This window comes from Alkalihalobacterium elongatum (genome assembly GCF_019024285.1).
Classification (GTDB): domain Bacteria; phylum Bacillota; class Bacilli; order Bacillales; family Bacillaceae_F; genus Alkalihalobacterium; species Alkalihalobacterium elongatum.
Genome location: NZ_WMKZ01000001.1, coordinates 600,531 through 625,599 on the forward strand (window position 1 = coordinate 600,531; position 25,069 = coordinate 625,599).

The 25,069-nt window shown below is 36.8% G+C and carries 22 protein-coding genes; all 22 read right to left on the minus strand.

Annotated elements, in window-relative coordinates:
• Positions 1-16: 16 nt before the first annotated feature.
• A complete protein-coding gene (locus tag GKP30_RS03075; RefSeq protein ID WP_216827900.1) occupies positions 17-412 on the minus strand; it encodes a MerR family transcriptional regulator in 396 nt (131 codons plus the stop codon).
• A 246-nt stretch (positions 413-658) separates the two neighbouring features.
• Positions 659-1,927 carry a methionine gamma-lyase family protein gene (locus tag GKP30_RS03080; RefSeq protein ID WP_216827901.1) on the minus strand — a complete coding sequence of 423 codons (1,269 nt, stop codon included), beginning with the start codon at positions 1,925-1,927 and terminating at the stop codon, positions 659-661.
• 17 nt (positions 1,928-1,944) lie between these two features.
• Positions 1,945-3,216 carry a GTPase HflX gene (gene hflX, locus GKP30_RS03085; RefSeq protein WP_216827902.1) on the minus strand — a complete coding sequence of 424 codons (1,272 nt, stop codon included), beginning with the start codon at positions 3,214-3,216 and terminating at the stop codon, positions 1,945-1,947.
• A gap of 226 nt (positions 3,217-3,442) precedes the next feature.
• Positions 3,443-4,405, minus strand: a complete 963-nt coding sequence (gene spoVK / locus GKP30_RS03090) for a stage V sporulation protein K (RefSeq protein ID WP_216827903.1) — start codon at positions 4,403-4,405, stop codon at positions 3,443-3,445.
• A gap of 154 nt (positions 4,406-4,559) precedes the next feature.
• Positions 4,560-4,799: an RNA chaperone Hfq gene (gene hfq, locus GKP30_RS03095; RefSeq protein ID WP_075386030.1), complete on the minus strand. Its 240-nt coding sequence runs from the start codon at positions 4,797-4,799 to the stop codon at positions 4,560-4,562.
• A 25-nt stretch (positions 4,800-4,824) separates the two neighbouring features.
• Positions 4,825-5,772 (minus strand): tRNA (adenosine(37)-N6)-dimethylallyltransferase MiaA, encoded by a 948-nt coding sequence (miaA, locus tag GKP30_RS03100; RefSeq protein ID WP_216827904.1) that lies wholly within the window; start codon positions 5,770-5,772, stop codon positions 4,825-4,827.
• 22 nt (positions 5,773-5,794) lie between these two features.
• Positions 5,795-6,586, minus strand: coding sequence for a class I SAM-dependent methyltransferase (locus GKP30_RS23390; protein WP_216827905.1), 792 nt, complete (start codon positions 6,584-6,586; stop codon positions 5,795-5,797).
• A 155-nt stretch (positions 6,587-6,741) separates the two neighbouring features.
• Positions 6,742-8,595, minus strand: a complete 1,854-nt coding sequence (gene mutL, locus GKP30_RS03110) for a DNA mismatch repair endonuclease MutL (RefSeq protein ID WP_216827906.1) — start codon at positions 8,593-8,595, stop codon at positions 6,742-6,744.
• 18 nt (positions 8,596-8,613) lie between these two features.
• On the minus strand, positions 8,614-11,211 hold the full coding sequence (mutS, locus tag GKP30_RS03115; RefSeq protein ID WP_216827907.1) for a DNA mismatch repair protein MutS: 2,598 nt from the start codon (positions 11,209-11,211) through the stop codon (positions 8,614-8,616).
• 144 nt (positions 11,212-11,355) lie between these two features.
• The gene (locus GKP30_RS03120) at positions 11,356-11,925 is read right to left on the minus strand and encodes an outer spore coat protein CotE (protein WP_216827908.1); all 570 of its coding nucleotides are present in this window, start codon (positions 11,923-11,925) and stop codon (positions 11,356-11,358) included.
• Positions 11,926-12,494: 569 nt separating this feature from the next.
• Positions 12,495-12,926, minus strand: coding sequence for a RicAFT regulatory complex protein RicA family protein (locus GKP30_RS03125; RefSeq protein WP_216827909.1), 432 nt, complete (start codon positions 12,924-12,926; stop codon positions 12,495-12,497).
• Positions 12,926-14,539, minus strand: a complete 1,614-nt coding sequence (gene miaB, locus GKP30_RS03130; protein ID WP_407928577.1) for a tRNA (N6-isopentenyl adenosine(37)-C2)-methylthiotransferase MiaB — start codon at positions 14,537-14,539, stop codon at positions 12,926-12,928. The genes GKP30_RS03125 and miaB overlap by 1 nt, the downstream gene beginning before the upstream one ends.
• 302 nt (positions 14,540-14,841) lie before the next feature.
• Positions 14,842-15,273, minus strand: a complete 432-nt coding sequence (locus GKP30_RS03135; RefSeq protein WP_216827910.1) for a universal stress protein — start codon at positions 15,271-15,273, stop codon at positions 14,842-14,844.
• Positions 15,274-15,450: 177 nt separating this feature from the next.
• Positions 15,451-16,317: a 2-oxoacid:ferredoxin oxidoreductase subunit beta gene (locus tag GKP30_RS03140; RefSeq protein ID WP_216827911.1), complete on the minus strand. Its 867-nt coding sequence runs from the start codon at positions 16,315-16,317 to the stop codon at positions 15,451-15,453.
• Complete coding sequence (locus tag GKP30_RS03145; protein ID WP_216827912.1) at positions 16,318-18,060, minus strand: 2-oxoacid:acceptor oxidoreductase subunit alpha; 1,743 nt, start codon at positions 18,058-18,060, stop codon at positions 16,318-16,320.
• Positions 18,061-18,479: 419 nt separating this feature from the next.
• On the minus strand, positions 18,480-18,740 hold the full coding sequence (locus GKP30_RS03150) for a stage V sporulation protein S (RefSeq protein ID WP_216827913.1): 261 nt from the start codon (positions 18,738-18,740) through the stop codon (positions 18,480-18,482).
• Between the two features lie 107 nt (positions 18,741-18,847).
• Positions 18,848-19,642, minus strand: a complete 795-nt coding sequence (locus tag GKP30_RS03155; protein WP_216827914.1) for a TIGR00282 family metallophosphoesterase — start codon at positions 19,640-19,642, stop codon at positions 18,848-18,850.
• Positions 19,643-19,855: 213 nt separating this feature from the next.
• Positions 19,856-21,421 (minus strand): ribonuclease Y, encoded by a 1,566-nt coding sequence (gene rny, locus GKP30_RS03160; RefSeq protein ID WP_216827915.1) that lies wholly within the window; start codon positions 21,419-21,421, stop codon positions 19,856-19,858.
• Between the two features lie 152 nt (positions 21,422-21,573).
• On the minus strand, positions 21,574-22,239 hold the full coding sequence (locus tag GKP30_RS03165) for a DNA repair protein RecN (RefSeq protein ID WP_216827916.1): 666 nt from the start codon (positions 22,237-22,239) through the stop codon (positions 21,574-21,576).
• Positions 22,232-22,492 (minus strand): hypothetical protein, encoded by a 261-nt coding sequence (locus GKP30_RS03170; RefSeq protein WP_236034851.1) that lies wholly within the window; start codon positions 22,490-22,492, stop codon positions 22,232-22,234. Before GKP30_RS03170 ends, GKP30_RS03165 begins: the two co-directional genes overlap by 8 nt.
• Positions 22,493-22,505: 13 nt before the next feature.
• The gene (locus tag GKP30_RS03175) at positions 22,506-23,942 is read right to left on the minus strand and encodes an AAA family ATPase (RefSeq protein ID WP_216827918.1); all 1,437 of its coding nucleotides are present in this window, start codon (positions 23,940-23,942) and stop codon (positions 22,506-22,508) included.
• On the minus strand, positions 23,929-24,924 hold the full coding sequence (locus tag GKP30_RS03180) for a metallophosphoesterase family protein (protein ID WP_216827919.1): 996 nt from the start codon (positions 24,922-24,924) through the stop codon (positions 23,929-23,931). Before GKP30_RS03180 ends, GKP30_RS03175 begins: the two co-directional genes overlap by 14 nt.
• Between the last annotated feature and the right edge of the window lie 145 nt (positions 24,925-25,069).

A 25,069-nucleotide genomic window follows, 5' to 3' on the forward strand; every position in this document is an offset into this window, starting at 1 on the left:
TCAAAAGAATTGATTATTAGTGGAAAAAACGAGATAACTGCCCCTGTATAATAGAAGCCTTTCCGTTTCGACCAGCCATTATCAGTTCATTCTTCAAATGTTTTCTAAGTTCTTTGTCAGAGATTTCAGCTGGTTTACCTTGAGCTAGCTCCACCATTTCATTCGCTTTCTCATTCAATTCAAGTATTTTCTTTATCCCAGAAATATTAATACCTTGTTCAATTAAGGATTTTATTTCAAGTAGCCTATCTATATCATTAAATGAAAACAAACGTTGATTACCATTTGTTCTTACAGGATGAACGAGTTCATGCTCTTCATAATAACGAATTTGTCTTGCTGATAGCTCTGTTAACTGTTTAACAATACCTATTGGAAACAGTGGCATATTACGACGAATTTGATCGCTCATAACCAGACCTCCTTCTCTAGAACTTACTATTAGAATAATAGATGTTAGCTATGATGTCAATAGATGTTAGGTTAGTTAACATCGGATTTCTTCAAATTATTACTTTTTTCGCTCTTTTTTTAACTTTCATTTAATCCTTATTTGTTCACTTTCTTGTCCAACTAGAAAATGCGACGATCCCCAAACTTTTATAACCACAATAAGCCATAACACAACAAAAAAGCACCATAAAGAGTGCTCTTCCAATCATAAATTAATATGTCCCTTTTCCAATAAATGATTAACTGCTTTTATTACTGCAATTTTAACGTGGGAATATGTTAATCCTCCTTGAACATAAGCCGCATAAGGTGGTCGTAATGGACCATCTGCTGTTAGTTCAATACTTGCCCCTTGTATAAAAGTACCTGCGGCCATTATTACATCATCCTCGTAACCTGGCATCGGACTTGGATGTGGGACGACATGTGAATTGATAGGTGATGCTTGTTGGATCGCCTGACAAAAAGCTACCATTTTTTCATGATTATCAAACTGAACAGATTGGATTAAGTCTGTTCTTTTCTGATCCCATGCTGGTTGCGTGTTCATTCCTAATTCTTTAAGGAAAGCAGCCGTAAAATGAGCTCCCTTCAACGCTTGCGCTACTGTATGAGGAGCTAGGAAGAAGCCTTGGTACATTTCAAGTAAGCTGTATAAAGAAGCTCCACCTTCAGCGCCAATCCCAGGCGCAGCTAATCTATAGGAGGCTAGTTCTATAAGTTCTTTTTTCCCTACTAAATAACCACCCGTTTTGACAATTCCACCACCAGGATTTTTGATTAGAGACCCCGCCATTAAATCAGCACCGACATGACATGGTTCCTTCAACTCTACAAACTCACCATAACAATTATCAACAAATACAATAACATCACTCTTTATTTCTTTTACAAACGAAATCATTTCTGCAATTTGATCTATCGTAAAAGAAGGGCGATTATCATACCCTTTAGAACGCTGTATCCCAATGACTTTTGTTTTTTCTGTAATCGCACGTTCTACAGCTACAAAATCTACTTTCCCTTCAGCTGTTAGTGGGATTGCATTATAAGAAACGTGGAATTCCTTTAATGAACCGTTTCCACTACCTCTTATACCTACTACTTCTTCTAGTGTGTCGTACGGTTTACCAGTTATATATATTAATTCATCTCCAGGACGCAGTACACCAAATAGTGCTGTAGCGATCGCATGTGTACCCGATATAATTTGGGGACGCACTAAACCTGCCTCCGCTCCAAATACATCAGCGTAAATCGCTTCTAGTGTATCTCTTCCTGTATCATCATACCCGTATCCTGTCGAGGGTGTAAAATGAAAGTCACTCACTTGGAACTTTTGAAAAGATTGTAAAACCCGTAGCTGATTCGTTTCAGTCACGCGGTCAATTTCCCCAAATAGCTCTGTTAATTTCTGTTCTGTCTGCTCAACAATTGATTGAAGTTGCTGTCCATATGAAAACTGTTTGTACATATTCTTCTCCCTATTAGTTATCGATCTATTTGTTTTAGCTGGTGAGCAAGTGAATGTTTTGGGTGAACATATCCTTCGCATTCATAAGTTTCAGTTTCTTCATCCCAGCTTTGCTGTATTAAGATCGTTTCTGTTTTTATTCTAGCTAATAACTTTCCTTCATCCGAATGAATTTGTACATTATATAAATCCATCTCTTGTTTAAGAGTTTCTTCGATTTTTCCTCGGAGCTTTTCAAGCTGTTTTTCGTCTTTTGCAGAAATTAATAGTTCTGATGAGTGGACAAAGACATCTTCTTTATCCTGAATTAAATCTGCTTTATTATAGACGGTTAGCATCGGTATTTCATTGACTTTAAGGTCTTCTAATAACTTAAGAACCGTTTTCTCATGTTCACTGAAATTTTCATGGGAAGCATCAATGATATGTAAAATAAGATCAGCTTCTTGAACTTCTTCTAATGTTGAACGAAATGCTGCTATTAAAGTGGTCGGAAGATCTTGAATAAAACCAACCGTATCAGATAGTAATACATTCATTCCACTAGGAAGCTTCATTTTTCTTGTTGTCGGATCCAAAGTCGCAAATAATAAATTTTGTTCAAAAGTTTCTGCTGCAGTTAATCGATTAAGTATTGTAGACTTTCCAGCATTTGTATATCCGACTAAAGCAATTTGTAACACTTGGTTTTCTTTCCTACGCTCGCGATATTGTTTACGATGCTGTACGATCGTTGATAGCTGCTGCTTAATTTCATCCATGCGACGGCGAATATGCCTACGGTCGGTTTCAAGCTGAGTCTCCCCTGGCCCACGAGTCCCTATTCCTCCACCTAAACGTGACAAAGCTAACCCTCGTCCCATAAGACGTGGTAGGAGATAATTTAATTGGGCAAGCTCTACTTGGAGCTTACCCTCTCTCGATTGCGCTCTTTGCGCAAATATATCTAATATTAGTTGAGTACGGTCGATTACGCGAACACTTTCTCCAAAAATTGAAGATATATTTCTAATTTGACCTGCTGATAGCTCATCGTTGAAAATAACAATATCTGGTTCTTTTTCTTCAATCAGTAGTGATAGCTCCTCAATCTTCCCCCGACCTAAATATGTTGCTGGGTCAATTGAAACTTTTTTCTGATCAATCGTTGCAACAACTTCACCGTTAGCTGTTGCTGTTAAGGACTTAAGTTCTTCCATTGAATATAAGAAATGGTCATCAGTTCTATCTTTTGTTTGACAACCTGCTAAAATGACACGTTCTTTTGTTTCATTTCTAACCTCTTGCACTATGAACTCACAACCTTCGCTTATCTATTCCGTCTTGAAGATATTACACATTGGTCCACTAAATGTCAAGAAAGGTATAAGGTACACTTTTAACACAAATTATAGATTGGACCCTCCCTACGAAATAAAATACACAATGCGTGCGAGATACTCATTTAGACTTGTGTGTCACCTAATAGAAACAGTACCATATCATCACCATTTAGTATTGACCTATCTTCCCTTCTCAAGAAAACGGTTGAACTCTAGACTTTTCAAAGTCAAAATCCTCTGCTTGAAGAGTCGAAAGAGATTGACGATCATACTTTCCTTCTACAAGTAGCCGAACAGCCTGAGTACGAATGGCTTGCTCTAGTAAGTTTCTCACAAAACGACCATTACTAAACGTTTTTCCTTGCTCTCCTTTTATTCTTCTTAAATACTCTTTTATCTTTTGTTCTCCCTGTCTTGAAAGCTGATATTCTCTTTCAGCTAACATAATCTCGCTGATTTGCATTAACTCTTCTGTTGAATAATCCTCAAATGGGATAGTAATTGGAAAACGTGAAGGTAATCCAGGATTCAACGACAAGAAATAGTCCATTTCTCTACCATAACCTGCCAAAATCAAAATAAAGTCATGTTGTTGATCTTCCATAGCTTTTACAAGGGTATCAATTGCCTCTTTCCCGAAATCTTTTGCCCCACCACGTGCTAGGGAATACGCTTCATCAATAAACAGGACACCACCTAATGCCTTTTTCAACACTTCTCTCGTTTTTTGTGCTGTATGTCCAATATATTCACCTACTAGGTCAGCTCTTTCAACTTCAATTAGATGACCTTTCGATAACACTTCCATTTCATGAAACATTTTTGCAATTAACCGAGCTACCGTTGTTTTCCCAGTTCCTGGGTTCCCCTTAAAAATCATATGCAGTGATTGCTTTGAACTTTTTAAACCATTTTCTTTACGACAGTTATTAATGTAAAGCCACGCATATACTTCTTTTAATAAGCGTTTTACATCGTGTAATCCTACTAGTGAGGATAATTCTTTTTCCATACGTTCAAGCACTTCATGTTTTTCAGCCAATGTATTTCCAAATGATTGTTCTTTTCGAAATAAACTTTCCTTATCTCGATTATTTTCACGGTTCAGGACAACATTAATTTGTCCTTTCGAGCGGGTAACTGTTGTGTTTTTCATTGTTTCACCCCTCAATTTACAATCGGTTACAATACTATACGCAAATGCCTAATTTTTGTGACAGATGCCTATAAAAATTCTTAGGATAAAACAATAGAAAGAGGGCCACTCCCAGTACATAGTACTTAAAAGTGACCCTCACCAATTCCAACAATTATGATTGTTGTTCTGGATCAATGTTTACTTGAACATTACGCTGTGGAGCAAAAGTTGAAATAGCATGTTTATAAACAAGTTGCTGTTTTCCTTCACTCTCGAGAATAATTGTGAAATTATCAAACGCTTTAATTAGCCCACGTAACTGGAAACCATTTAACAAGAAAACAGTAACTGCGATATTATCCTTACGTAGTTGGTTTAGGAATTGGTCTTGAATGTTAACGGATTGCTTCATTTATTAGTCCCCCTTCTATGTACTATTATTTAATTTCGCTATGATTATAAAGCTTTCCTTCTATAAAATGTTGAATTTCTGTAATCTTTTTAATAAAGTTTGCATCTGTCATGTCAAACCAATGAACATTTGCTTTATTACGAAACCACGTATATTGCCTTTTTGCATATCGCCTTGAATTCCGCTTTAATGTTTCTATCGCTTCTTCCTTACTGACTTTTCCCTCTATGTATTCATAGATCTCTTTATATCCTATTGCTTGAACAGACTGACAATCCCTAACACCTTTTTTATATAAGTTTTTCGCTTCTTCAATTAAACCTTGTTCAACCATAAGATCGACACGATGATTTATTCTTTCGTATAATATATCGCGTTCCATCGTTAAACCTATAAAAACAAAATCATATGGCGACTCAGTTGTTTGTGTTTGCTGGTATTCAGATAATGTCTTGCCCGTTCGTTTTATTACCTCTAAAGCACGAATGACTCTTCTGTAATTGTTTGGATGGATGGAAGCATAGCTTACTGAGTCAACATCCTTTAATTTATGATGAAGCTTTTCCACTCCGTGCTCTTTTACAAACTGCTCCATTTCTTCTCTAAACTGCAAATCTGTTGGTGTATTAGCAAAATTAAAGTTTTGAATAACTGAATTTATATAGAGTCCCGTACCACCAACAATAAAAGGTAACTTTCCTTGTTCATTTATCGAACTAATAAGCGGCTGAACAAGATCTTTAAATTCAGCAACAGAAAATGGCTCCGTCGGTTCCTTAATATCAATTAAATGATGGGGGATATCATCCATTTCGTTTACAGTTACTTTGGCTGTTCCGATATCCATTTTCCTATAAACTTGCATTGAGTCACCACTTATTATTTCCCCATTAAGTCGTTTTGCTAACTCAATTCCCACCTTCGTCTTACCAACCGCTGTAGGACCCACTATTACAACAAGCTTCTCCTTCATGACAACACCCTTTGTATCCTTTTCACTTCAAATAATCCGTATTTAGGTTTATGTATCCAAAGTGAAATTTTGCCGTTCGCCTCTTAATCACTTCAAAGCCAAGGTCAGCAAACCTTTCACTTTTCCAGTAGTCTTTTAAAACGACCCTTTTCCTCGCTACCCTTTTTGCTTCTTCTATCGCTTTAACTGAAACCGTATGATAAAGCGCTAATGACTTTAAGGGCGAAATTCCTTGCGAGGTTTCAAGTGCAGTTTCAAACATTGGGTCGAAATATACGACATCATAGCTGTTCGATTCTAATCTTTGGAGAATGCCAAGGTGTTCCCCTTGTATGACTTGTATAGAACGCATCGCTTGATTGAATAAGTTATTACCAGAATCCCACTGTTTCAAACCTTTATCTACAATATAAGCTATCGGTCTACTTCCTTCAATCCCAACAACTTTCCCTGCTGAACCAACAACGCTTTGAGCAACAATCGCATCCGAACCAAGTCCTAGTGTACAATCTAATAGAGTCATCCCTTCTTGTAATTGTGACGCTTCTATTAACGGATCATACCCATCCTTTTGCAATCTTTTAACACGAAACATCGCTGAGTTAGGGTGAAAAAAGAAGGGGTCGGTTGAATGAACCGAGTAATAGAAGAGCTTTTCCTTCCCGACAATAAATATGTCATTTTTCAGCTCTTCTATCAAAACCTCTATAGGTTTATCTTCTCGTTCAATAAATAGCGCTTCTAGATCTTCACTTATTTTGATGGCTTGTTCTACTAATTTTTCATTATGCTTTAAGGCTGTTGTTATATACACACTATCTCTCCACGTCACTATTAATGCTACCTAATTAATTATAGACTTTTTTATAACCGACTCGCAACTAATTAGTAGATAAGCCATCTATCAGTATATCCACAAGCATAGCTCTATAATCATTTTCATATTTTTTCGGCACTTTTAAAGTTGTACTACATAATTCTTTTAAACATCTTTTCCATTTCATAAGTAGAGTAATGAATTAGAATTGGTCGCCCGTGTGGACATGTAAATGGGTCGATGCATTTACGTAAACTTTCTAACAATGCAAATTGCTCATCTGTTCTTAAGTGACGATTCGCCTTAATTGCTGCCTTACACGACATTAAAATAGCTGCTTCTTCACGAAGTTTCTTAATATCAATTTTTTTCTTGGACAGGATTTCGTCAATCATTTCCCTTAACGTTTCATCCTCTTGACCTTTAGGTAACCAGGTAGGATATGAACGAATAATATACGTTTGTGTGCCAAAAGGCTCTAGAAACAGCCCAACTTGCTTTAGCTCTTCTGTAAATTCATTTAGTAAGATAAATTCACTATGAGTACATTCTAGTGTAATAGGCACAAGTAATTCTTGGAGTTCTGCAGTAACCTGGCCTACCTTTTCTTTAAAATACTCATATTTAATTCTTTCTTGAGCAGCATGTTGGTCAATAATATAAAGCCCCTGTTCATTTTGCGCAAGAATGTACGTCCCATGCATCTGCCCGATCGGATAAAGAGTCGGAACACGGTCAGTTTTTCTCACTTCCTCTACCGATATTACATCGATCTCTTCTTCTAAAACTGATTTCTCACATTGCTCTAATGACTCTTTAAGTACTATTACATCTTTGACAATCGCATCATTTGTTGGATGTTGGTCAGCTTTTTCGGTAGGCTCTGGGGCTTTTTTTTCATCATTTTTTGGAGTCGTTGCTCTAAATACAATCGGTTTAGGCTCTTCATGAGTAAGATTAAAAGAGATTTGTTCGGACTTTGGCTTTTCCTTCTTTTCCCTGACGACTTCAGGAATCAGTTGTGTTTTTTTGAAAACGCTTTGAATGCCCTCTTTCACAAGCTTTGTTAGTTCCTCTTCCTTACTTAATCGAACCTCCAATTTGGAGGGATGAACATTTACGTCTATCAGTAAAGGATCCATCGATATATTTAATACAACAATTGGATAACGACCGATCGGAAGAAGGGTGTGATAGCCTTCTTGAATCGCTCTCGCCAAAGAGTAATTCTTAATATACCTTCCGTTTATAAATGTGGACATATATTGCCGAGAAGCCCTCGTCACTTCTGGTTTTACGATAAAACCTGTAACTTTAAAATCAATAGTTTCAGCTTCAATTGGAAGCATTTGTTTAGCCACGGTAGAACCATATATTGAATGAAGCACTTGTAATTGACTTCCATTGCCATTGGTTTGAAGCATTTGCTTACCATTATGAAAAAGTTGAAATGAAATGTCTGGGTGAGCTAAAGCAATCCTGTTTACAATATCACTAATATTGCCTAGTTCAGTATGGACCGTTTTTAAATATTTCAACCTTGCTGGCGTATTATAGAAAAGATTTGTAATTGTAACTTCAGTTCCTTTTCTACTATTGGCAGCCTGTTTAGATACAATTTTTCCACCTTCTAATTTAATACTTGTACCAACACCCGTTCCTGTACTCGTATTTAATTCCAGGTAAGATACAGAAGCGATACTAGGTAATGCTTCACCTCGAAACCCTAAGGTCATAATATGAAAAAGGTCTTTGTCAGTTTTTATTTTACTTGTAGCATGACGATAAAAAGCCGTTTCAACATCCTCTGGTAAAATCCCATCTCCATTATCAAGTATTCTAATTTTAGACAGGCCACCTTCTTCAACTTCAATTACAATTTGTGTACTTTTTGCATCAATTGCGTTTTCAACTAGCTCTTTAACTATTGAAGCGGGGCGCTCCACCACTTCCCCAGCTGCAATTTTATTCGAAAGCTGCTCGTCTAACTTTACAATCTTCCCCATGGCTTCACGCACCTCCCTTTATTTTTTTAATCGTTGTTGAATGTCATTTAATATTTTAAGTGCTTCTAATGGTGTCATATTGAGGATGTCCAACTTTTTAAGATCCTTTATAATTCCTGTTTCGGCTGAAGTGGTTTGAGGTTTCTTAGACTGTTTTTCTTCTTCACCAAACAAGGATAACTGTACAGGCTGATCCTCTTGATCCTTAGCTTCAGCCCTTAATGGTAATACGGTTTGTTTTTCTTCCCCTTCTAACTGATGTAGAATTTCATCAGCTCTTACAATAACATGTTCCGGAAGTTCTGCTAATTGCGCCACATAAATCCCATAGCTTCGATCAGCTTGTCCGTCAACAACCTTGTGTAAAAATACGACCTTCCCATCTTCTTCTACCGCTGAAACATGGACGTTCTTTAGTCGTTCTAGTTGTTGTTCAAGTGCTGTAAGTTCGTGGTAGTGAGTTGAAAACAGAGTTTTTGCGCCAATTTGCTCATGAATATATTCAACGATCGCTTGAGCGAGTGCCATTCCATCATAAGTTGATGTTCCTCTACCAATCTCATCTAATAATATTAAACTATTTTCAGTTGCATTCATTAGCGCATGTTTAGTCTCCAACATTTCAACCATAAAGGTGCTTTGTCCACTTGCAAGATCATCCGCAGCACCAATCCTTGTAAATATTTGGTCAAAAACTGGAAGGACAGCACTTGTTGCAGGTACAAAACAACCGACTTGAGCCATAATGGCTGTTAAGGCAAGTTGTCTCATATACGTACTTTTACCTGCCATATTCGGTCCAGTAATTAATAAGATCTCTCGTTCACGGTTCATGACAACATCATTGGAAACATATTGTCCGCGATCAATCATTTTTTCGACAACTGGATGACGACCACTTTCTATTTGAATTTCTCGGTTGTCTGTTAAATGAGGCCTTACAAAGCGCTGCTCGTTACTTACAGTTGCAAAACTTTGTAAAACATCAAGTGTACTAATCGTTTTTGCTAGTTGCTGAAGTTGTCGTATATAGCTTTTGACTTGTTCACGAATCATTTGAAACAAATCGTATTCAAGTTGTTCAATTTTTTCCTCTGCTTCTAAGATGAGTGTTTCTTTTTCTTTAAGTTCAGGTGTAATATAGCGTTCTGCATTCGCTAGCGTTTGTTTTCTTTCATATCGTCCTTCAGGAAGGTTTGGGATATTGGCTTTCGTCACTTCAATATAATAACCGAATACTTTGTTGTAGCCGATTTTAAGTGATTTGATATTCGTTTCTTGTCTTTCCTTTTGCTCAAGTGCTGCAATCCATTCCTTCCCATTTAAACTAGCATCTCTATAGCTATCTAGTTCACTATTAAATCCAGCTTTAATCATTCCCCCATCCTTAACAGATAGCGGAGGATCATCAACAATACTCGTTTCTAATAAATCTAATAACTCCTCACAATGATCAATTGTTGTAATTAATCTTTTAGTTAACGGAACATTTAGCTGTTGTACGATTTGCACAATCTTAGGAACTTGCTGAAGAGATCTCCTTAACTGTACGAGTTCACGCGCATTAACATTACCATAAGCTACTTTACCTGCAAGCCGTTCTAAATCATATACATCAGTTAAGGCTTCTCGTAATTCCTCCCTTGCAAAGAACTGTTCAATAAAGGTTTCAACTACGGTTAATCTCTCTTCAATTTCGGTTTGATTAATTAATGGCCTTTCTAGCCATTTTTTTAGTAATCGTGCACCCATTGCAGTTACTGTCGCATCAACAATCCATAGCAATGAACCTTTTTTCTTTTTCTCACGAATGGTCTCAATCAATTCTAGATTTCGTTTTGAATGGTAATCTATTTTCATATATTGATTGGACGTATAATATTGAACTTGTTGTAAATGATCTAGCGACCGTCGCTGGGTTCGAACTAAGTAATTACAAAGTCTTCCTATTGTTGCTAAAAGTTGATCATGTTGGATTCCTGCACAAATGGGGTGAAAGTATTCAGGGACAGCCTCAACCGCTTCAAATGATATTGTAATGGCTAAACGTTGCTTGATCATTTCAAGATATGTTTCATCAAAATCAGGGGAAACTATCACTTCCTTTGCTCCTGCAGAGGCCAGTTCAAAGATCACTTCATCTATACCACCTGTAAGTACAGTAATGGCACTTTCTCCTGTCGTTAAATCTGTACGAACAAAGCCAAATTTTCCTTCGTCGAAGTAAGATACAGAGGTGATAAAATTATTTTCTTTATCAGTTATTGTTTTGCCGTCCATCACCGTTCCAGGGGTAATTAACTTCACAACTTCTCGTTTAACGACCCCTTTCGCTTCTCGCGGATCTTCAACTTGTTCACAAAGTGCAATCTTATAACCTTTTTCTATTAATTGCGTGATATATTGTTCAGCGGAGTGATAGGGAACTCCACACATAGGAATTCTTTCTTTATCACTTCCTCTTCCAGTTAATGTGATTTCTAATTCTTTGGCAGCAAGCTTTGCATCTTCAAAGAATAGTTCATAAAAATCTCCTAAACGAAAAAATAAAAAGGCATCTTTATATTGTGCCTTAATTGCTAAGTATTGCTGTATCATAGGCGTATGCTGTGCCATTGTAATCCCCCAAAATTCTACTTTTTACGCTATTATTATACCATAACAAAGGAAGAGGTGTCAGGCACCTTTAGCATGCTAAAGGTGCCTGACACCTAAAATAAAAAAACTAGGAAGCACTTTCCTTCCTAGTTCATTTATCAACTATTCTTCTGTGTCCCCCATCATAAAGTTAGGGTCTAGATCTTCAAACTCTTCATCCGTTACATCTTCTTCAAACATCGCAGGATCTAACTCGGCAATCGTACCATCAGGATGAACAGCGACGTGAATTTTTGTTTCACCAATTACTTCAGTCAAGAATTCACGTTCTACTTGAACAACAACACTTGAGCCATTTGGTGAAATCGTTGCTTCAAGTGTATTTGGCTGTTGAATTGCTTTTGCCATCACTTGAACATCATCAGACATAATATTGTCGTCTTTTACTTGTAACGGAACAACATCAGTATACGTGACAGTTTCAGTAGCTACTTCAGTCTTCGTGTTATTTTGGTGAGAATACCAGCAGTTAATGTCATAACTACCATTCACCTCTACCGCATCACCCTTTTTAGCCGCTTCGTACCTATGATTGATAATCCAGCAACCTAGAATGCTCGTAGGCTTATGGGAAGGGCTTACTGTGTGACTAGCTTGAGTAAACTTTCTTCCCTTACCACAAACCGCCTTCGTAATAATTTCACGATAATTTAAGTTATCTGTTTGTGACATGAGTGAACCCTCCTCGATCAAATCGTTAGAAAAACTCGGCATGTCGCCGTAAGTACTTCGCTTCAACATCGTGTCTCTTGTCGAAGTTAAGTCATAGGAGAAAGCCTGACTTGGTTAGTCCGATAAATTAGACGGGCGTCCATCTAATTTCATAAATACGATGTCTTAGTCTTAGATCAAACTAGCGTCGCCAATTTCTTCACTTCCATCCTATGCAGGGCGAATAACCATTGTGCCAAAAAAATAAATTTCATCTTGTAAAAAAAGTTGATAATTTCAATACACATAATCTATAAAACGATATGAGTCAAACTTCGTAATTATGTCCCCTTTTTCTAGATTTGATTTGATTTATTTTTTGGGCAGTTTTTCATTGATTAATATAGAGTATTCACATATTTAAAAAACATGAAAGAAATATGTATCTTTATCTTTTATCTTTTATTTAAACGCTGTTAAAACTGGCACTGATAACCAAAGATGAGGAGTCAGCCCTCACAAAAAAAATTTTGAGTCCATCCCCGAAACAAAAAAAGAAGCGCTGCTCATAATAAGCAGGCTTCTTTTCTTTAGCTCTTGCAACCACCTGAGCTAAATGGACTTTTAGTCGTTGTTCCTTTTAATAGATCTCCACCCATGGACTTAATAATTTCATCAGTCACTGTGTTAGAAATCGATGATGAAACCAGTTGAAGAATATCGTTTACTTCCATTTGGCTACTTTTAAATTCCTGTACTAACGGAATTTGGTCTAGTTCCTCTTGATAAGCATCAATTTTTGCTTCTGCTTTTTTAAGAGCTTCTATTTTACCATAATGCTGTAAGTTAACTGCTTCCTTTTGTGTACGCTTAATTTTAGCCATTAATTCCTGGACTTTTACATTTTCATTAATTTGCTTTTCTGCTTTCTTAAAGAAATCTACTTCTTCTGTTTCGGCGATCATTTTTGCAAGTTCTGTTGCTTTCTCTACAATTTCACGTTTCGTGTACACTTTTCCCATTATTCCTTCACCTCTACTAATTCAACCATTTCACCATCTAGCGACCACGTTTTAGCATCTGTTACTTTTACATATACTATGTTACCAATGACTGACTTAGGTGCTTTAAAGTTTACAAGACGATTAGTACGTGTACGGCCTGATAAGATATCTGGATTCTTCTTACTTTCTCCTTCAACTAAAACTTCGACTACTTTATCTTGATAGTCTAAGTTTCTCTTAGCTGAAATTTCATTAATTAATGCATTTAATCGAGCTAGTCTTTCTTTTTTAACTTCCATTGGTACGTTATCAACCATTTTTGCTGCAGGCGTTCCTTCACGTGGGGAGTAAATGTACGTAAAAGCACTGTCAAACTCAATTTCACGTACTAATGAAAGTGTATCTTCAAACTGCTCTTCGGTTTCATTAGGAAAACCAACAATTAAATCAGTCGTAAAAGATGCATTTGGAATGGCTTCTTTTATTTTACCAGCTAATTCTAAATATTGCTCACGTGAATACTTTCTTGCCATCAATTTTAATATTCCAGTATTTCCATGCTGAACAGGTAAGTGAATATGCTCCACTAAGTTTCCGCCTTTAGCTAGGACTTCAATTAAGTGATCATCAAAGTCTCTTGGGTGGCTTGTTGTAAAACGTATTCTTGGGATATCAATTTTACGAAGCTCATCCATTAAGTCTCCTAAACCATATTCAATCCCTTCAATATCCTTACCATATGCATTTACGTTCTGACCAAGTAGAGTTACTTCTTTATAGCCGAGGCGAGCTAATTCACGTACTTCTGAAATAATATCTTCTGGAAGTCGACTACGTTCCTTCCCGCGCGTATAAGGTACGATACAGTACGTACAGAACTTATCACAGCCATACATAATATTTACCCATGCTTGTGTATTCCCTTGACGCTTACGTGGCATATTTTCAACAATGTCGCCTTCTTTAGACCATACTTCAACAACCATTTCTTTACCAAAGATTGCATCTTTTAATAAGTGTGGTAAGCGGTGAATATTGTGAGTACCAAAAATTAAGTCAATGTGCTGATGTTTCTGCATAATGCGGTTAACTACGCCTTCTTCTTGGGACATACAACCACAGACCGCTAGGATCAATTCTGGTCTCTCTCTTTTTAAAGGCTTTAAATTACCAATTTCACCGAATACTTTATTTTCTGCATTTTCACGGATAGCACATGTGTTAAGAATAATAATATCTGCTGTATTCGTATCTTCAGTTTCAGTAAAGCCAAGTTCTAGTAACATTCCAGCCATGTTTTCTGTATCATGGTAGTTCATTTGGCATCCATACGTGCGAATTAAGAAGGATTTCCCTTTGCCGATTTCTTTCATATCTTCAGGAATATTAAAATCGTAATGAACTTGAACATCTTCCTTACCACGGCGTTTACCTTTTGAATAGTCAGGTTGATCACTAATTAAGATACTGCGCCCACTAATTTTCATTATTTTTTTACCATCTTCTCTCTCTGACACTTTCGCATTAGAGAAGTCGAAATATTTGCTATAGTCTTTAGCACTATTCCCACTAGAGGATTTTACGTCCTGTGTGGAAACCTTTTTGCTTTTGTTGTTGTTATCATTCATCATATCTAGACTCCTTTCTCGTATTTTAGAGAAATATAATGTAGACGTACAAAATAATATTATATACGCTTCTATCATTCTACACAACATTTCAAATGAATAACCATTGAAGAGTTAATGAAACTTTTAAACAAAGATAGAATTATAAAGTAATCAAGTTATTTAATAAAGTGGCTCTTTTCTTAAACTTCAGGCTTTAGCGGGTGGTCCCATAGAAACCAAGTTTACCAAATCACCTATCAGAAAAGAGCATAATAAAAAAAACGTGCGTTGCTCATAGACCAAACGCACGTTTCATCACTATTTTATTTAGCTACAAGTACAGGGCAATGTGCATGCTGTACGACATTATGACTTACACTACCTAATACAATTTCTTTGATTGTACTTAATCCTCTGCTTCCAATTACAATTAAATCAATATCTTTTTGTTTAGAATACTCAATAATCATTTCTGCAGGATTTCCATTAAGGACTACGTATTCTTTCGGATTATTTAACTCCTCCATTGTTGCTTTTGCTTCATCTAGGGTTTTTGTTATTTTTTCTTTTTGGTTTTCTAAAAGCATTTCATAGACTCCAAACTCACTTCCTAAATATTTAGGGTTAAGTACATAAAGAACATTTACTTCAATTTTATTATCTTGTTTTGCTAATGCTTTTGCCATTTCTAATGCTTTTTTACCTAAAGTAGAACCGTCATATGCCACAACAATACGTGAATAAAAACTAAACATCCTACCTCTCCCCCAATACGATTTTCTCTTACAAAACTATATTATCATTTAATACCAAAAAGTTAACTACTGACTGTTAAAAAATTCTGAAATTTCTTTAAATTGTGTCGTTTTTGTGGTGAAAAAAAAAGAGACGTTCAATTTATAAATTGAACGTCTCTTTTTGTAAGTATCTAATTACATGAATTCAGCCATTAGTTGGTTGAATTTCTCTTCATCAAGTTTCAAGTCTTGTTTAGAAAGACCGTTCTCATCGTATCCAGTAACTAATTCTTGATACGATTTCTTCTCTTTGTTTTGGTAGATCAGACCTGTAACTAGACCATTTTTCTCCATTAATGTTTGCATCGCTTGCATACGATTAGATGGATCGTAACCTTCAATAGAAGAAAGACTAGTTAAGTTATCTTTAAACCAGTCATATGTGTTAACTTTATTAAACGTAACACAAGGACTGAATACATTGATTAGTGAGAAACCTTTATGGTTAATCCCTTGTTCAATTAAAGATGTAAGTTCCTTAAGGTCACTTGAGAAGCTTTGCGCTACGAATGTTGCTCCAGCAGTAAGAGCTGTTTCCATAACGTTTAATGCAGACTCAATTGAACCACCTGGCGTACTCTTTGTTTTAAAGCCCATTTCACTACGAGGTGAAGTTTGACCTTTTGTTAAACCGTAAATTTGATTATCCATTACGATATACGTAATGTCGATGTTACGACGAATAGCATGAACTGTATGACCCATACCAATTGCAAATCCATCACCGTCTCCACCTGAAGCGATAACTGTTAATTCACGGTTTGCCATTTTAACACCTTGTGCAATTGGTAATGCACGACCATGAACACCATGGAAACCGTATGAGTTAATATAACCTGAAATACGACCTGAACATCCGATACCAGAAACAACAGCAAGATTATCTGGTTCTAATCCAGCATTTGCAGCGGCACGTTGGATAGCTGCCTGTACCGAGAAATCTCCACACCCAGGGCACCAGTTAGGCTTTACTTTATTACGAAAGTCTTTAAATGTTGCCATTTAGACCAACTCCTTGCATTGTTTGTAGATATCTGATGGCAGGAATGGGTTACCGTCATATTTAAGCATGCTCTCAACATTTGTTCCGCCAACATTCATCTTAATAATACTTGCTAATTGTGCAGTTGCGTTATTCTCAACAACTACAACTTTCTTAGCACGATCCATTAATGGCTTTAATTGTTCTGTCGGGAATGGGTGTAGTAAACGTACATGTGCATGGTTTACTTTAATTCCATCAGCTTCTAATCGCGGCATTGCTTCGTTAATTGTACCACGAGTAGAGTTAATACCAATAACTAATAGATCTGCTTCTTCATGTGGTGCATTCGTATATACCGGTGTATCGAAGCGGTCTGCTAGCGTGTTTAATTTACGTAATCGCTTGTCCATTTGTGCTACACGATTTTCAGGGCTTTCAGATGGTTTCCCTGTTTCATCATGTTCTACACCAGTTACGTGGTGAACACCATTTTTCATTCCTGGAGCAACACGTGGTGACACTCCATCTTCAGTTACTAAGAAGCGTTTGAAGTACTCTCCATCTACACGCTCAGGTAACTCTTCATTTATATCAAACTTACCGCGACGAACTTCAATCTTATTGTAATCTAATGGCTCAACTGTTTGCTTACCTAACGATAAAGCAAGGTCAGTTACAATAATAACAGGACATTGATACTCTTCAGCAATATTGAACGCTTCAATTGTATCGTAGAATGCCTCTTCTACTGTACTTGGAGTAATAACAACTTTCGGAATATCACCGTGAGTGTTATATACCATTGCCATTAAGTCTGATTGCTCTTGCTTTGTTGGTAATCCAGTACTAGGACCCCCACGTTGTGTGTCAACGAGTACTAATGGAACTTCTGTAATACCTGAAAGACCAATTGCTTCTGCCATCAGTGATAAACCAGGACCAGCTGAAGCTGTTAGTGTACGTACACCAGCATAGTTAGCACCTATTGCCATCGTTACTGCAGCAATTTCATCTTCGGTTTGGATAACTGTCCCACCAAATTCAGGAAGTTTTTTAATTAAGTACTCCATGATCTCTGAAGCAGGAGTAATAGGGTATGCAGGCATGAAACGGCATCCACCAGCTACTGCACCCATTGCAATCGCATCGTTACCGATCAAGAACATACGCTTCTTACCATCAGCTTTTTCTAACTGTAGAGACTCAATTTGACCACCAGCTTCTTTATTGAAGAAGTCAGCACCAGCTTGAATAGCCTCCATATTTTTTTCGACAACTGACATACCTTTTTTCTTGAAGATTTCTTCAACAACTTCACGGTATGACTCCACTGGTAAACCAAGAATAGCACTTGATGCACCAACTGCTACCATGTTCTTCATTAGTGAAGTTCCAAGGTCATTGGCAATTTCAGTAAATGGAACCGCATACAATGTCGCTTTAGCGTCTTCAGCTAGTGTAGGATTGAATTTTGCATCAGCAACAACAATACCACCTTCACGAAGCTCATGATAGTTTACATCAATAGTCTCTTGGTCGAATGCCACGAGAATATCTAGGTCGTCTGAAATTGCATTAAGTGCCTTTGTGCTTACTCTGATTTTATTGTTCGTATGTCCACCTTTGATACGAGAAGAAAAGTGTCGATACCCGTACAAATAGTACCCTAAACGATTAAGTGCAATAGCAAAGATTTCTCCGGTACTTTCAATACCTTCCCCTTGCTGTCCTCCAACTTTCCAAGAAAGTTGATTGATCATTTTCTCCACCCCTTTGGCGTATTGAATGAGAATGACTGTTTCCACTATAGCATAGTAAATCCCTTTGTAAATTCACTAGGCAAACTGAGGGTAACTTACCTGTCATGCTCATGATGAATAATTATGTACTAAACGATTACAATAATAAATCTATCCATAAGAAAAAGCAAGACTTATAAGGAAAATATTACGGAATAGTGAAAACGTATGAATATTGTCAAAATTAATCGGAACAAAAAGTTGTTCACGATCTTGTCATAATTTTAACAAATGTTGACTACCTACTTCAAAGGTTTTTATTATTTTTTTAATTTTTTTTTTACAAACTTAATAATATCCATAAAAATAAGGCTAACTATTAAGCGTCATTATCCTCTAAAAGACAAGTACGCATTAGTTAGCCCTTTCGTGTTCGAGCATTACCTTGGCTCAATAATTAACTTTATAGCTGTTCTTTCTTCACCATCAATCTCAATATCCGTAAAAGCAGGAATACAAACAAGATCAATTCCACTAGGTGCAACAAACCCTCGAGCGATTGCAATCGCTTTTATAGACTGATTTAGAGCACCAGCGCCAATAGCTTGAATTTCTGCTGCGCCTCGTTCTCTTATGACACCTGCAAGCGCTCCTGCTACAGAGTTAGGTGTAGATTTTGCTGAAACTTTTAATATCTCCATTTCTTGTACCTCCTTAATGATGAATATTGCCGCTTATTAAATATATTCCCGAAATTTTCTAATATTCCTGCTTATAAGGAGGTATTTTCAAAATATTCTTTCACTTATTATTCGAAGAATGGAGAATCCTCGTTAATCAATACACGTTCAATCGATTTTGCTCGACCTGTTTTATCGTCAACTGTAATTACGACAGCATTTAATTGTTCTCTACCTATAGCGACTTCAAATCTTACAGGTAAATTCGTCAAAAATTTATTTAATACTGCAGTACGATCCATCCCTAATATCCCATCATAGGGTCCAGTCATTCCGACATCTGTAATATATGCAGTACCGTTTGGTAAAACACGCTGATCGGCAGTCTGAACATGTGTGTGTGTTCCTACTACTGCAGTTACTCTTCCATCTAAATACCAACCCATCGCCTGTTTTTCACTCGTTGCTTCTGCGTGGAAATCAACAAAAATGTACGGAGTTCTATCTTTTACTTGCTCTATAATTTCATCTACTTTACGGAAAGGACAATCATTTGGCGGAAGAAATGTTCTTCCCATTAGGTTAATTACAACGAGCTCTATAGTATTAATCTTAACAATTGTATAACCTTTTCCTGGGGTTCCTTCTGGATAGTTAGCTGGACGCACTAACGTTTTTGCATCATCAATAAATTCAAAGATTTCCCGATTGTCCCAAGAGTGGTTACCTAATGTAACTGCTTGAGCGCCCGCATCGAGAAAGCCCTTATATATTTTCTGGGTAATACCTTTTCCACCAGCGGCATTTTCACCGTTGACAATCGATATTTGTGGTCGATATTTCTTTTTTAATTTTGGTAAGTACTCCTTTACCATAGCTCTACCTGGCGAGCCTACTACATCTCCAACAAATAAAATTTTCATTTAGTGCCTCTTTTCTACAAACTTACAATTTATGTACATTCTCAACATAATCATATATAAAAATAACAATCTTTGACAAGTAATAAAAGTCGTTTTTTACTTTGTAATTTTAAGTAAAGCATGTGAAATTAACAGTTTACTCGATGACCGCAAAAACACTTATATCAACAATATCCTCTAACAAAGCAAAAAAATAAAGTGGTTTACACCACTTTATTTTGCATACTCAACCGCCCTTGTTTCACGTATTACTGTAACACGAATATGACCTGGGTAATCGAGATCTTCTTCAATTTTCTTCGTGATATCACGAGCCAACTTGTAGGCTTGTGCATCATCAACAATATCAGGTTTTACCATTATACGAACTTCTCGTCCAGCTTGAATTGCATAAGTCTTCTCTACACCTTCAAAAGACTCTGAGATCTCTTCAAGTTTCTCTAAACGACGTATATACGTTTCTAGAGTTTCTCGTCTAGCACCTGGTCGTGCTGCACTTAATGCATCAGCAGCAGCTACGAGTGTGGCTATAATTGAAGTTGGTTCGGTATCACCATGGTGTGATGCAATACTATTAATTACAACAGGATGTTCTTTGTACTTTGTAGCAAGCTCTACACCAATTTCAACGTGGCTTCCTTCTACTTCGTGATCAATAGCTTTTCCAATATCATGGAGTAAGCCAGCACGACGAGCAAGTTGAACATCTTCACCAAGTTCAGCAGCCATTAGTCCTGCCAAGTAAGCCACTTCCATTGAGTGCTTCAAGACGTTTTGACCATAACTCGTTCTAAACTTTAATCGACCTAATATCTTTATAAGGTCTGGATGCAAGCCATGAATTCCCATTTCAAAGGTTGCTTGTTCCCCGTATTCACGGATCGTTTCGTCAACCTCGCGACGAGATTTATCTACCATTTCTTCAATACGAGCTGGATGAATTCGTCCATCTTGAACAAGTTTCTCTAAAGCTGTACGAGCTATCTCTCTTCGAATTGGATCAAATCCTGATAAAATTACTGCTTCAGGAGTATCATCAATAATAAGATCAATACCTGTAAGCGTTTCTAACGCGCGAATATTTCGACCTTCTCTTCCAATGATGCGGCCTTTCATTTCATCATTAGGAAGACTTACAACAGAAACCGTTGTTTCTGCTACATGGTCTGCTGAGCACCTTTGAATAGCTAACGAAAGAATTTCTCTAGCCTTCTTATCAGCTTCCTCTTTCGCTTGCGTCAGTCGTTCTTTAACTAACACAGCCATTTCATGAGTAAGGTCTTGCTCAACTTCACGTCGAATAGCTTCTTTCGCTTCTTCTCGAGATAATCCAGAAATCCGTTCGAGCTCGGTTTTCTGCTTATTCAAGATTTCCTCCACTTTGCTATCCATCTCTTCAATATGTCGTTGTTTTTTGGCGAGAGACTCCTCTCTCTTTTCTAATGATTCCTCTTTTTTATCTAGAGTTTCACTTTTACGGTCAAGGATCTCTTCTTTTTGAACCAAACGATTCTCTTGTTTTTGAATCTCATTTCTACGTTCACGAATCTCCCGTTCAGCTTCTATGCGAAGTTTATGAACCTCGTCCTTAGCTTCAAGAACGGCTTCTTTCTTACTAGCTTCAGCTTCTCGTTTACCATCTTCAACAATCTGTTTGGCAGCATGTTCCGCACTAGAAATTTTCGCTTCAGCAATGGATTTTCTAACAAGATATCCAACAACTGCACCAACACCTGCAGAGACAACAAGCAAAATGGAGATGATTAAGACGTTATCCATGTAGTCACCTCCTCTTGCTATCTAATTGTTGGTTCCAAAAGTCATATTATCATTCGTTAATTGTCGTGCGTTAACTTACACACCTTATGAAGGAAACATGACATTTTAAAATGCCGTATTCTCCTTAATTGTATAGTTGGATAATTTTGTTGTCAAGCATTGTCAGTTCGATTAACTTCACTAATACCATCACGAATATCGACGTAGTAAGCACGATCACCAGACTGTGCCAAATGTTGGTTGTGGGTTATCATAATTATTTGTCGATTAAACATTGTACTTATCGACTTAAGAAACTCGTAAAGATATAACACGTATTCACCAGAAACGTGTTTTCCAGGTTCATCTAAAAGGATTGGCCCTTCCATTTTTGGTTGCGTAGTTTCGATTAATGCTACACGTAAAGCCAATGTAACAATATCCACTACCCCGCCACCGCGTGCCTCTTGCGGTTTCGTTTTAACTTTAATTCCCTCATAATCAGAAACAACGTAAAATTCAGCAACAGGTTTGTTACCTTGCTCTTCAATTTCGATTTGAAATTCAAATAAAGGACCAAATATAAATTGTAAGGCATTTGTTACTAAACTTTCAATTTGTTGCTTAGCCTGCTCCCTCGCATATTCAGCAGACTGTTGTAATAAAACTCTAGCTTTTTCATACGTGTCTTTCGTGTCATAAAACTGGTCTAATGCATTTAATTTTTCCTCTAACTGTTCTGTTAACAACTTCCGCTTAGCATCTAAACGAACCCATTCATTTTTTGACAGTTGTAAATCCTGCTCTAATTCTTTAAAAGCTTCCTTGAATTTACTCATTTTGTCCCATCAATTCCCTTGGGATCATCGCTTTCGTTTCGGCTAAACCTCTTTCAATTTCTTCTTCAAGTCTCCTGATCTCTTTTTCAAGGTTTTCTGGTTTAACACCAAGTTCTTCTAACTCACTTAATATTCTCTTTTGTTGATTTTCTAGTTCTTCGAGCTTTGCTTCTGCCCGATAGCGCATATCTTTTGCTTTATCAATTGCTTCTTTAATTTTTGTAAGTTCATGTTCCACGTGCTTCACTTGCATTTCACCACCGTTGTTATGATAATAATTGTTTTATTACAGTACTATTTAATTGGCCACCACATGTTGGGCATTGGCCTTTTTCTAAGAGTCGTTTCTCATAATCAGCTCGAAACTGTAACTCTTCTTGTTTTTTTCCTGAAACAAAAGTTGCCCCATCCATCAAGCGTTTTTTTACATCGACAAGTTTATCTTTTAAAACTTTATATGATTTCAATCGTTCAATGCTAGATAGTAATTCTTGGTATTTTTCCTCACTTAAATCTGTTTTTTCTAGACGGACTTTGGAATTTTGGATCTTAATAAATTGCTGGTTAAGAAACTTAAAACTCTCATCTAGCCGTCTTAGCTCGATCACTGATTTCACATGCTCAAGTAACTTCTGCACTTTTTGTTCTTCAGTCATTGTTGCAAACGATGTTTTATCAATAATTGTTCGAGCATCTACTAAACTACTGCTTAAACGACTATTAGTTTCATAGAGTTGTTTAAGTTGATTTAATTGATTATATTTTTGTATAATAGTTGTTACACTTTTCTTTGCTTGATCAGCACCATTTGTTTTTTCAATCCATATTTTACATGTGTTTATTGTTCTCTTCATTTCTGCTATTTGTGTTTGTTTCATTTGATATGATCGTTTCTTTTCGTCAATAAATTGTAGTCTCTCTAGATTTCTTTCCCACTCCTCTATTCCTTGTAGAATAGTCAAGTGCCTTTCTACGGCTTCTTTGTTAATTGAGAGTTCTTTCAAGTACCTCTTAAGTAATTCTAATTTTGAGAGCTTTTCATCTTTTTGTTTTAATTGTTGATATTTCTGTTCACAACTTTCTAGTTTAGAACATGCGTCATCTAAAAAATGATAGGGCTCTATTTTCTCTTTGAGTATTTCTACTTCATTTTCTACATGTCTTGTTTGTTGTTGAAGCCTAGCAACGTCCTTTGTAGTATCCCGCACAGCCATATCAATATAATGTGCACCACTGATTCTTCCAATAGTCTTCGCTCTCACAGAAGCTGTCTGTTCAAGTAAAAACGGCCCATCTAACTGCTGAGAAACGTTTAATAATAATTCCATATCTCGGTCTATTCTTAATGGGTAGATTTGATGTGCATCAAGAACCTCTTGGGGAACATGAGTTCCGAAGCCTTCTAAAACGAGATCTTCATTTCCGATCGTTTTAATTATATAACGATTTTTCGAAGTAGTTCTTTCTCTCACGATACTTACTTCATTTGTAAATGTTAATGTCACTCGAACAAAATCACCACTAACTCTCATGAAGTCAGTACCTCTCGGTTGATTAAATAACACCCACCGTATCCCTCGTAATATAGCGGTTTTCCCACTATCTGATTGACCAACAATGACGTTGAGACCGTTCGAAAACTCCATTGATGTATCAAGGTGGGACTGGAAGTTTTCAAGTCGTACTTCTTTAATCCAATTCATGGTCTCCACCTTTCCATAGTTCTTCAATCACTTCTATTCTTCTTAGCGCCTCTGTTTTCACCTTATCTTCTACATTGGACATTGAAGCGATTTGCGTGATGATTTGCTTCATGTTAACCGTTTGAAAATTAGACTGTTCTTTCACTTGCTGGATGAAAGAGTTTAACTTTTCTTCTTGATGAACGGCTTTCTCCAGAAAACTACGATCTAACACTTCCTCACCTTTCAGCGCAGATTTCAAAGGGACCTCAGTCAGTTGAATACTATTTTGAGAAAGTTTTCCGATGATTATCTTAGGTATTCGTGTAATTTCAGACCAATGGTTATTCACCCTTGCAATTGCACCAGGATTACAAATATACTTACCGTTCTTTTGCTTGATTCCAAAACCACCATGAAAGTGGCCTGTCAGGATGATATCAGCTGTTGTACCCCATATATGATCAATAATTGTAAAAGGGATACCATCGGGTAGTGCCTTTTCAACTAGCATACTATGAACAAGGTGAATTAATATATCTGAACCTGATCGATTTTCTGGATAATAATCAAGCTTTGGATCTCTTTGATCTATATCATAATGATAGGGCTGTCCCGATATTTGCACTTTCACACCGTTTTTTTCGATCACTAAAGGCTCATCAGGAGAGATAACTGTTATGATACCAAACGCATGTAACAAGCCTAGCATCGTCCTCGAAATCGTTTCAGGGTTATGTCCATACGTATCGTGGTTGCCAGAAATAGCATATATAGGAGCTTTGGCTTGACGAAAAATTTGTGCGAATTGTCCAACAACATTTGGTGATAAATCAGGTCGATCAAACACGTCACCACCATGAAGCAATACATCAACATTTTCACGATTGCTTATTTCCATAATCTCGACAAGTTTTGCTTTTAATGTGTCAACAAAAGAATCTAAGCGATTTTTAGGAGTTGTTCCACGAATATGTGTATCCGTAAAGTATAAGAACTTCATTTCAACTCCTCCCTTCATTACGAAATAAATAAGAGGATCACTCATTTGCGTCTGCCCTTATCTAAATAAGGTTGCGTGTAAGTGTAAAGCAACCTTATTAGTCTATGGGTGCCTGACACTTAGTACTTGAGTCATCCTCTATCTA

Excerpts from the sequence above, each read along its gene's own strand:
- GKP30_RS03075 (WP_216827900.1), bottom strand. The coding sequence starts at position 412 with ATGAGCGATCAAATTCGTCGTAATATGCCACTGTTTCCAATAGGTATT.
- GKP30_RS03080 (WP_216827901.1), bottom strand. The coding sequence starts at position 1,927 with ATGTACAAACAGTTTTCATATGGACAGCAACTTCAATCAATTGTTGAG.
- spoVK (WP_216827903.1), bottom strand. The coding sequence starts at position 4,405 with ATGAAAAACACAACAGTTACCCGCTCGAAAGGACAAATTAATGTTGTC.
- hfq (WP_075386030.1), bottom strand. The coding sequence starts at position 4,799 with ATGAAGCAATCCGTTAACATTCAAGACCAATTCCTAAACCAACTACGT.
- miaA (WP_216827904.1), bottom strand. The coding sequence starts at position 5,772 with ATGAAGGAGAAGCTTGTTGTAATAGTGGGTCCTACAGCGGTTGGTAAG.
- mutL (WP_216827906.1), bottom strand. The coding sequence starts at position 8,595 with ATGGGGAAGATTGTAAAGTTAGACGAGCAGCTTTCGAATAAAATTGCA.
- mutS (WP_216827907.1), bottom strand. The coding sequence starts at position 11,211 with ATGGCACAGCATACGCCTATGATACAGCAATACTTAGCAATTAAGGCA.
- GKP30_RS03120 (WP_216827908.1), bottom strand. The coding sequence starts at position 11,925 with ATGTCACAAACAGATAACTTAAATTATCGTGAAATTATTACGAAGGCG.
- GKP30_RS03125 (WP_216827909.1), bottom strand. The coding sequence starts at position 12,926 with ATGGGAAAAGTGTACACGAAACGTGAAATTGTAGAGAAAGCAACAGAA.
- miaB (WP_407928577.1), bottom strand. The coding sequence starts at position 14,539 with ATGATGAATGATAACAACAACAAAAGCAAAAAGGTTTCCACACAGGAC.
- GKP30_RS03135 (WP_216827910.1), bottom strand. The coding sequence starts at position 15,273 with ATGTTTAGTTTTTATTCACGTATTGTTGTGGCATATGACGGTTCTACT.
- GKP30_RS03140 (WP_216827911.1), bottom strand. The coding sequence starts at position 16,317 with ATGGCAACATTTAAAGACTTTCGTAATAAAGTAAAGCCTAACTGGTGC.
- GKP30_RS03145 (WP_216827912.1), bottom strand. The coding sequence starts at position 18,060 with ATGATCAATCAACTTTCTTGGAAAGTTGGAGGACAGCAAGGGGAAGGT.
- GKP30_RS03150 (WP_216827913.1), bottom strand. The coding sequence starts at position 18,740 with ATGGAGATATTAAAAGTTTCAGCAAAATCTACACCTAACTCTGTAGCA.
- GKP30_RS03155 (WP_216827914.1), bottom strand. The coding sequence starts at position 19,642 with ATGAAAATTTTATTTGTTGGAGATGTAGTAGGCTCGCCAGGTAGAGCT.
- rny (WP_216827915.1), bottom strand. The coding sequence starts at position 21,421 with ATGGATAACGTCTTAATCATCTCCATTTTGCTTGTTGTCTCTGCAGGT.
- GKP30_RS03165 (WP_216827916.1), bottom strand. The coding sequence starts at position 22,239 with ATGAGTAAATTCAAGGAAGCTTTTAAAGAATTAGAGCAGGATTTACAA.
- GKP30_RS03170 (WP_236034851.1), bottom strand. The coding sequence starts at position 22,492 with ATGCAAGTGAAGCACGTGGAACATGAACTTACAAAAATTAAAGAAGCA.
- GKP30_RS03175 (WP_216827918.1), bottom strand. The coding sequence starts at position 23,942 with ATGAATTGGATTAAAGAAGTACGACTTGAAAACTTCCAGTCCCACCTT.
- GKP30_RS03180 (WP_216827919.1), bottom strand. The coding sequence starts at position 24,924 with ATGAAGTTCTTATACTTTACGGATACACATATTCGTGGAACAACTCCT.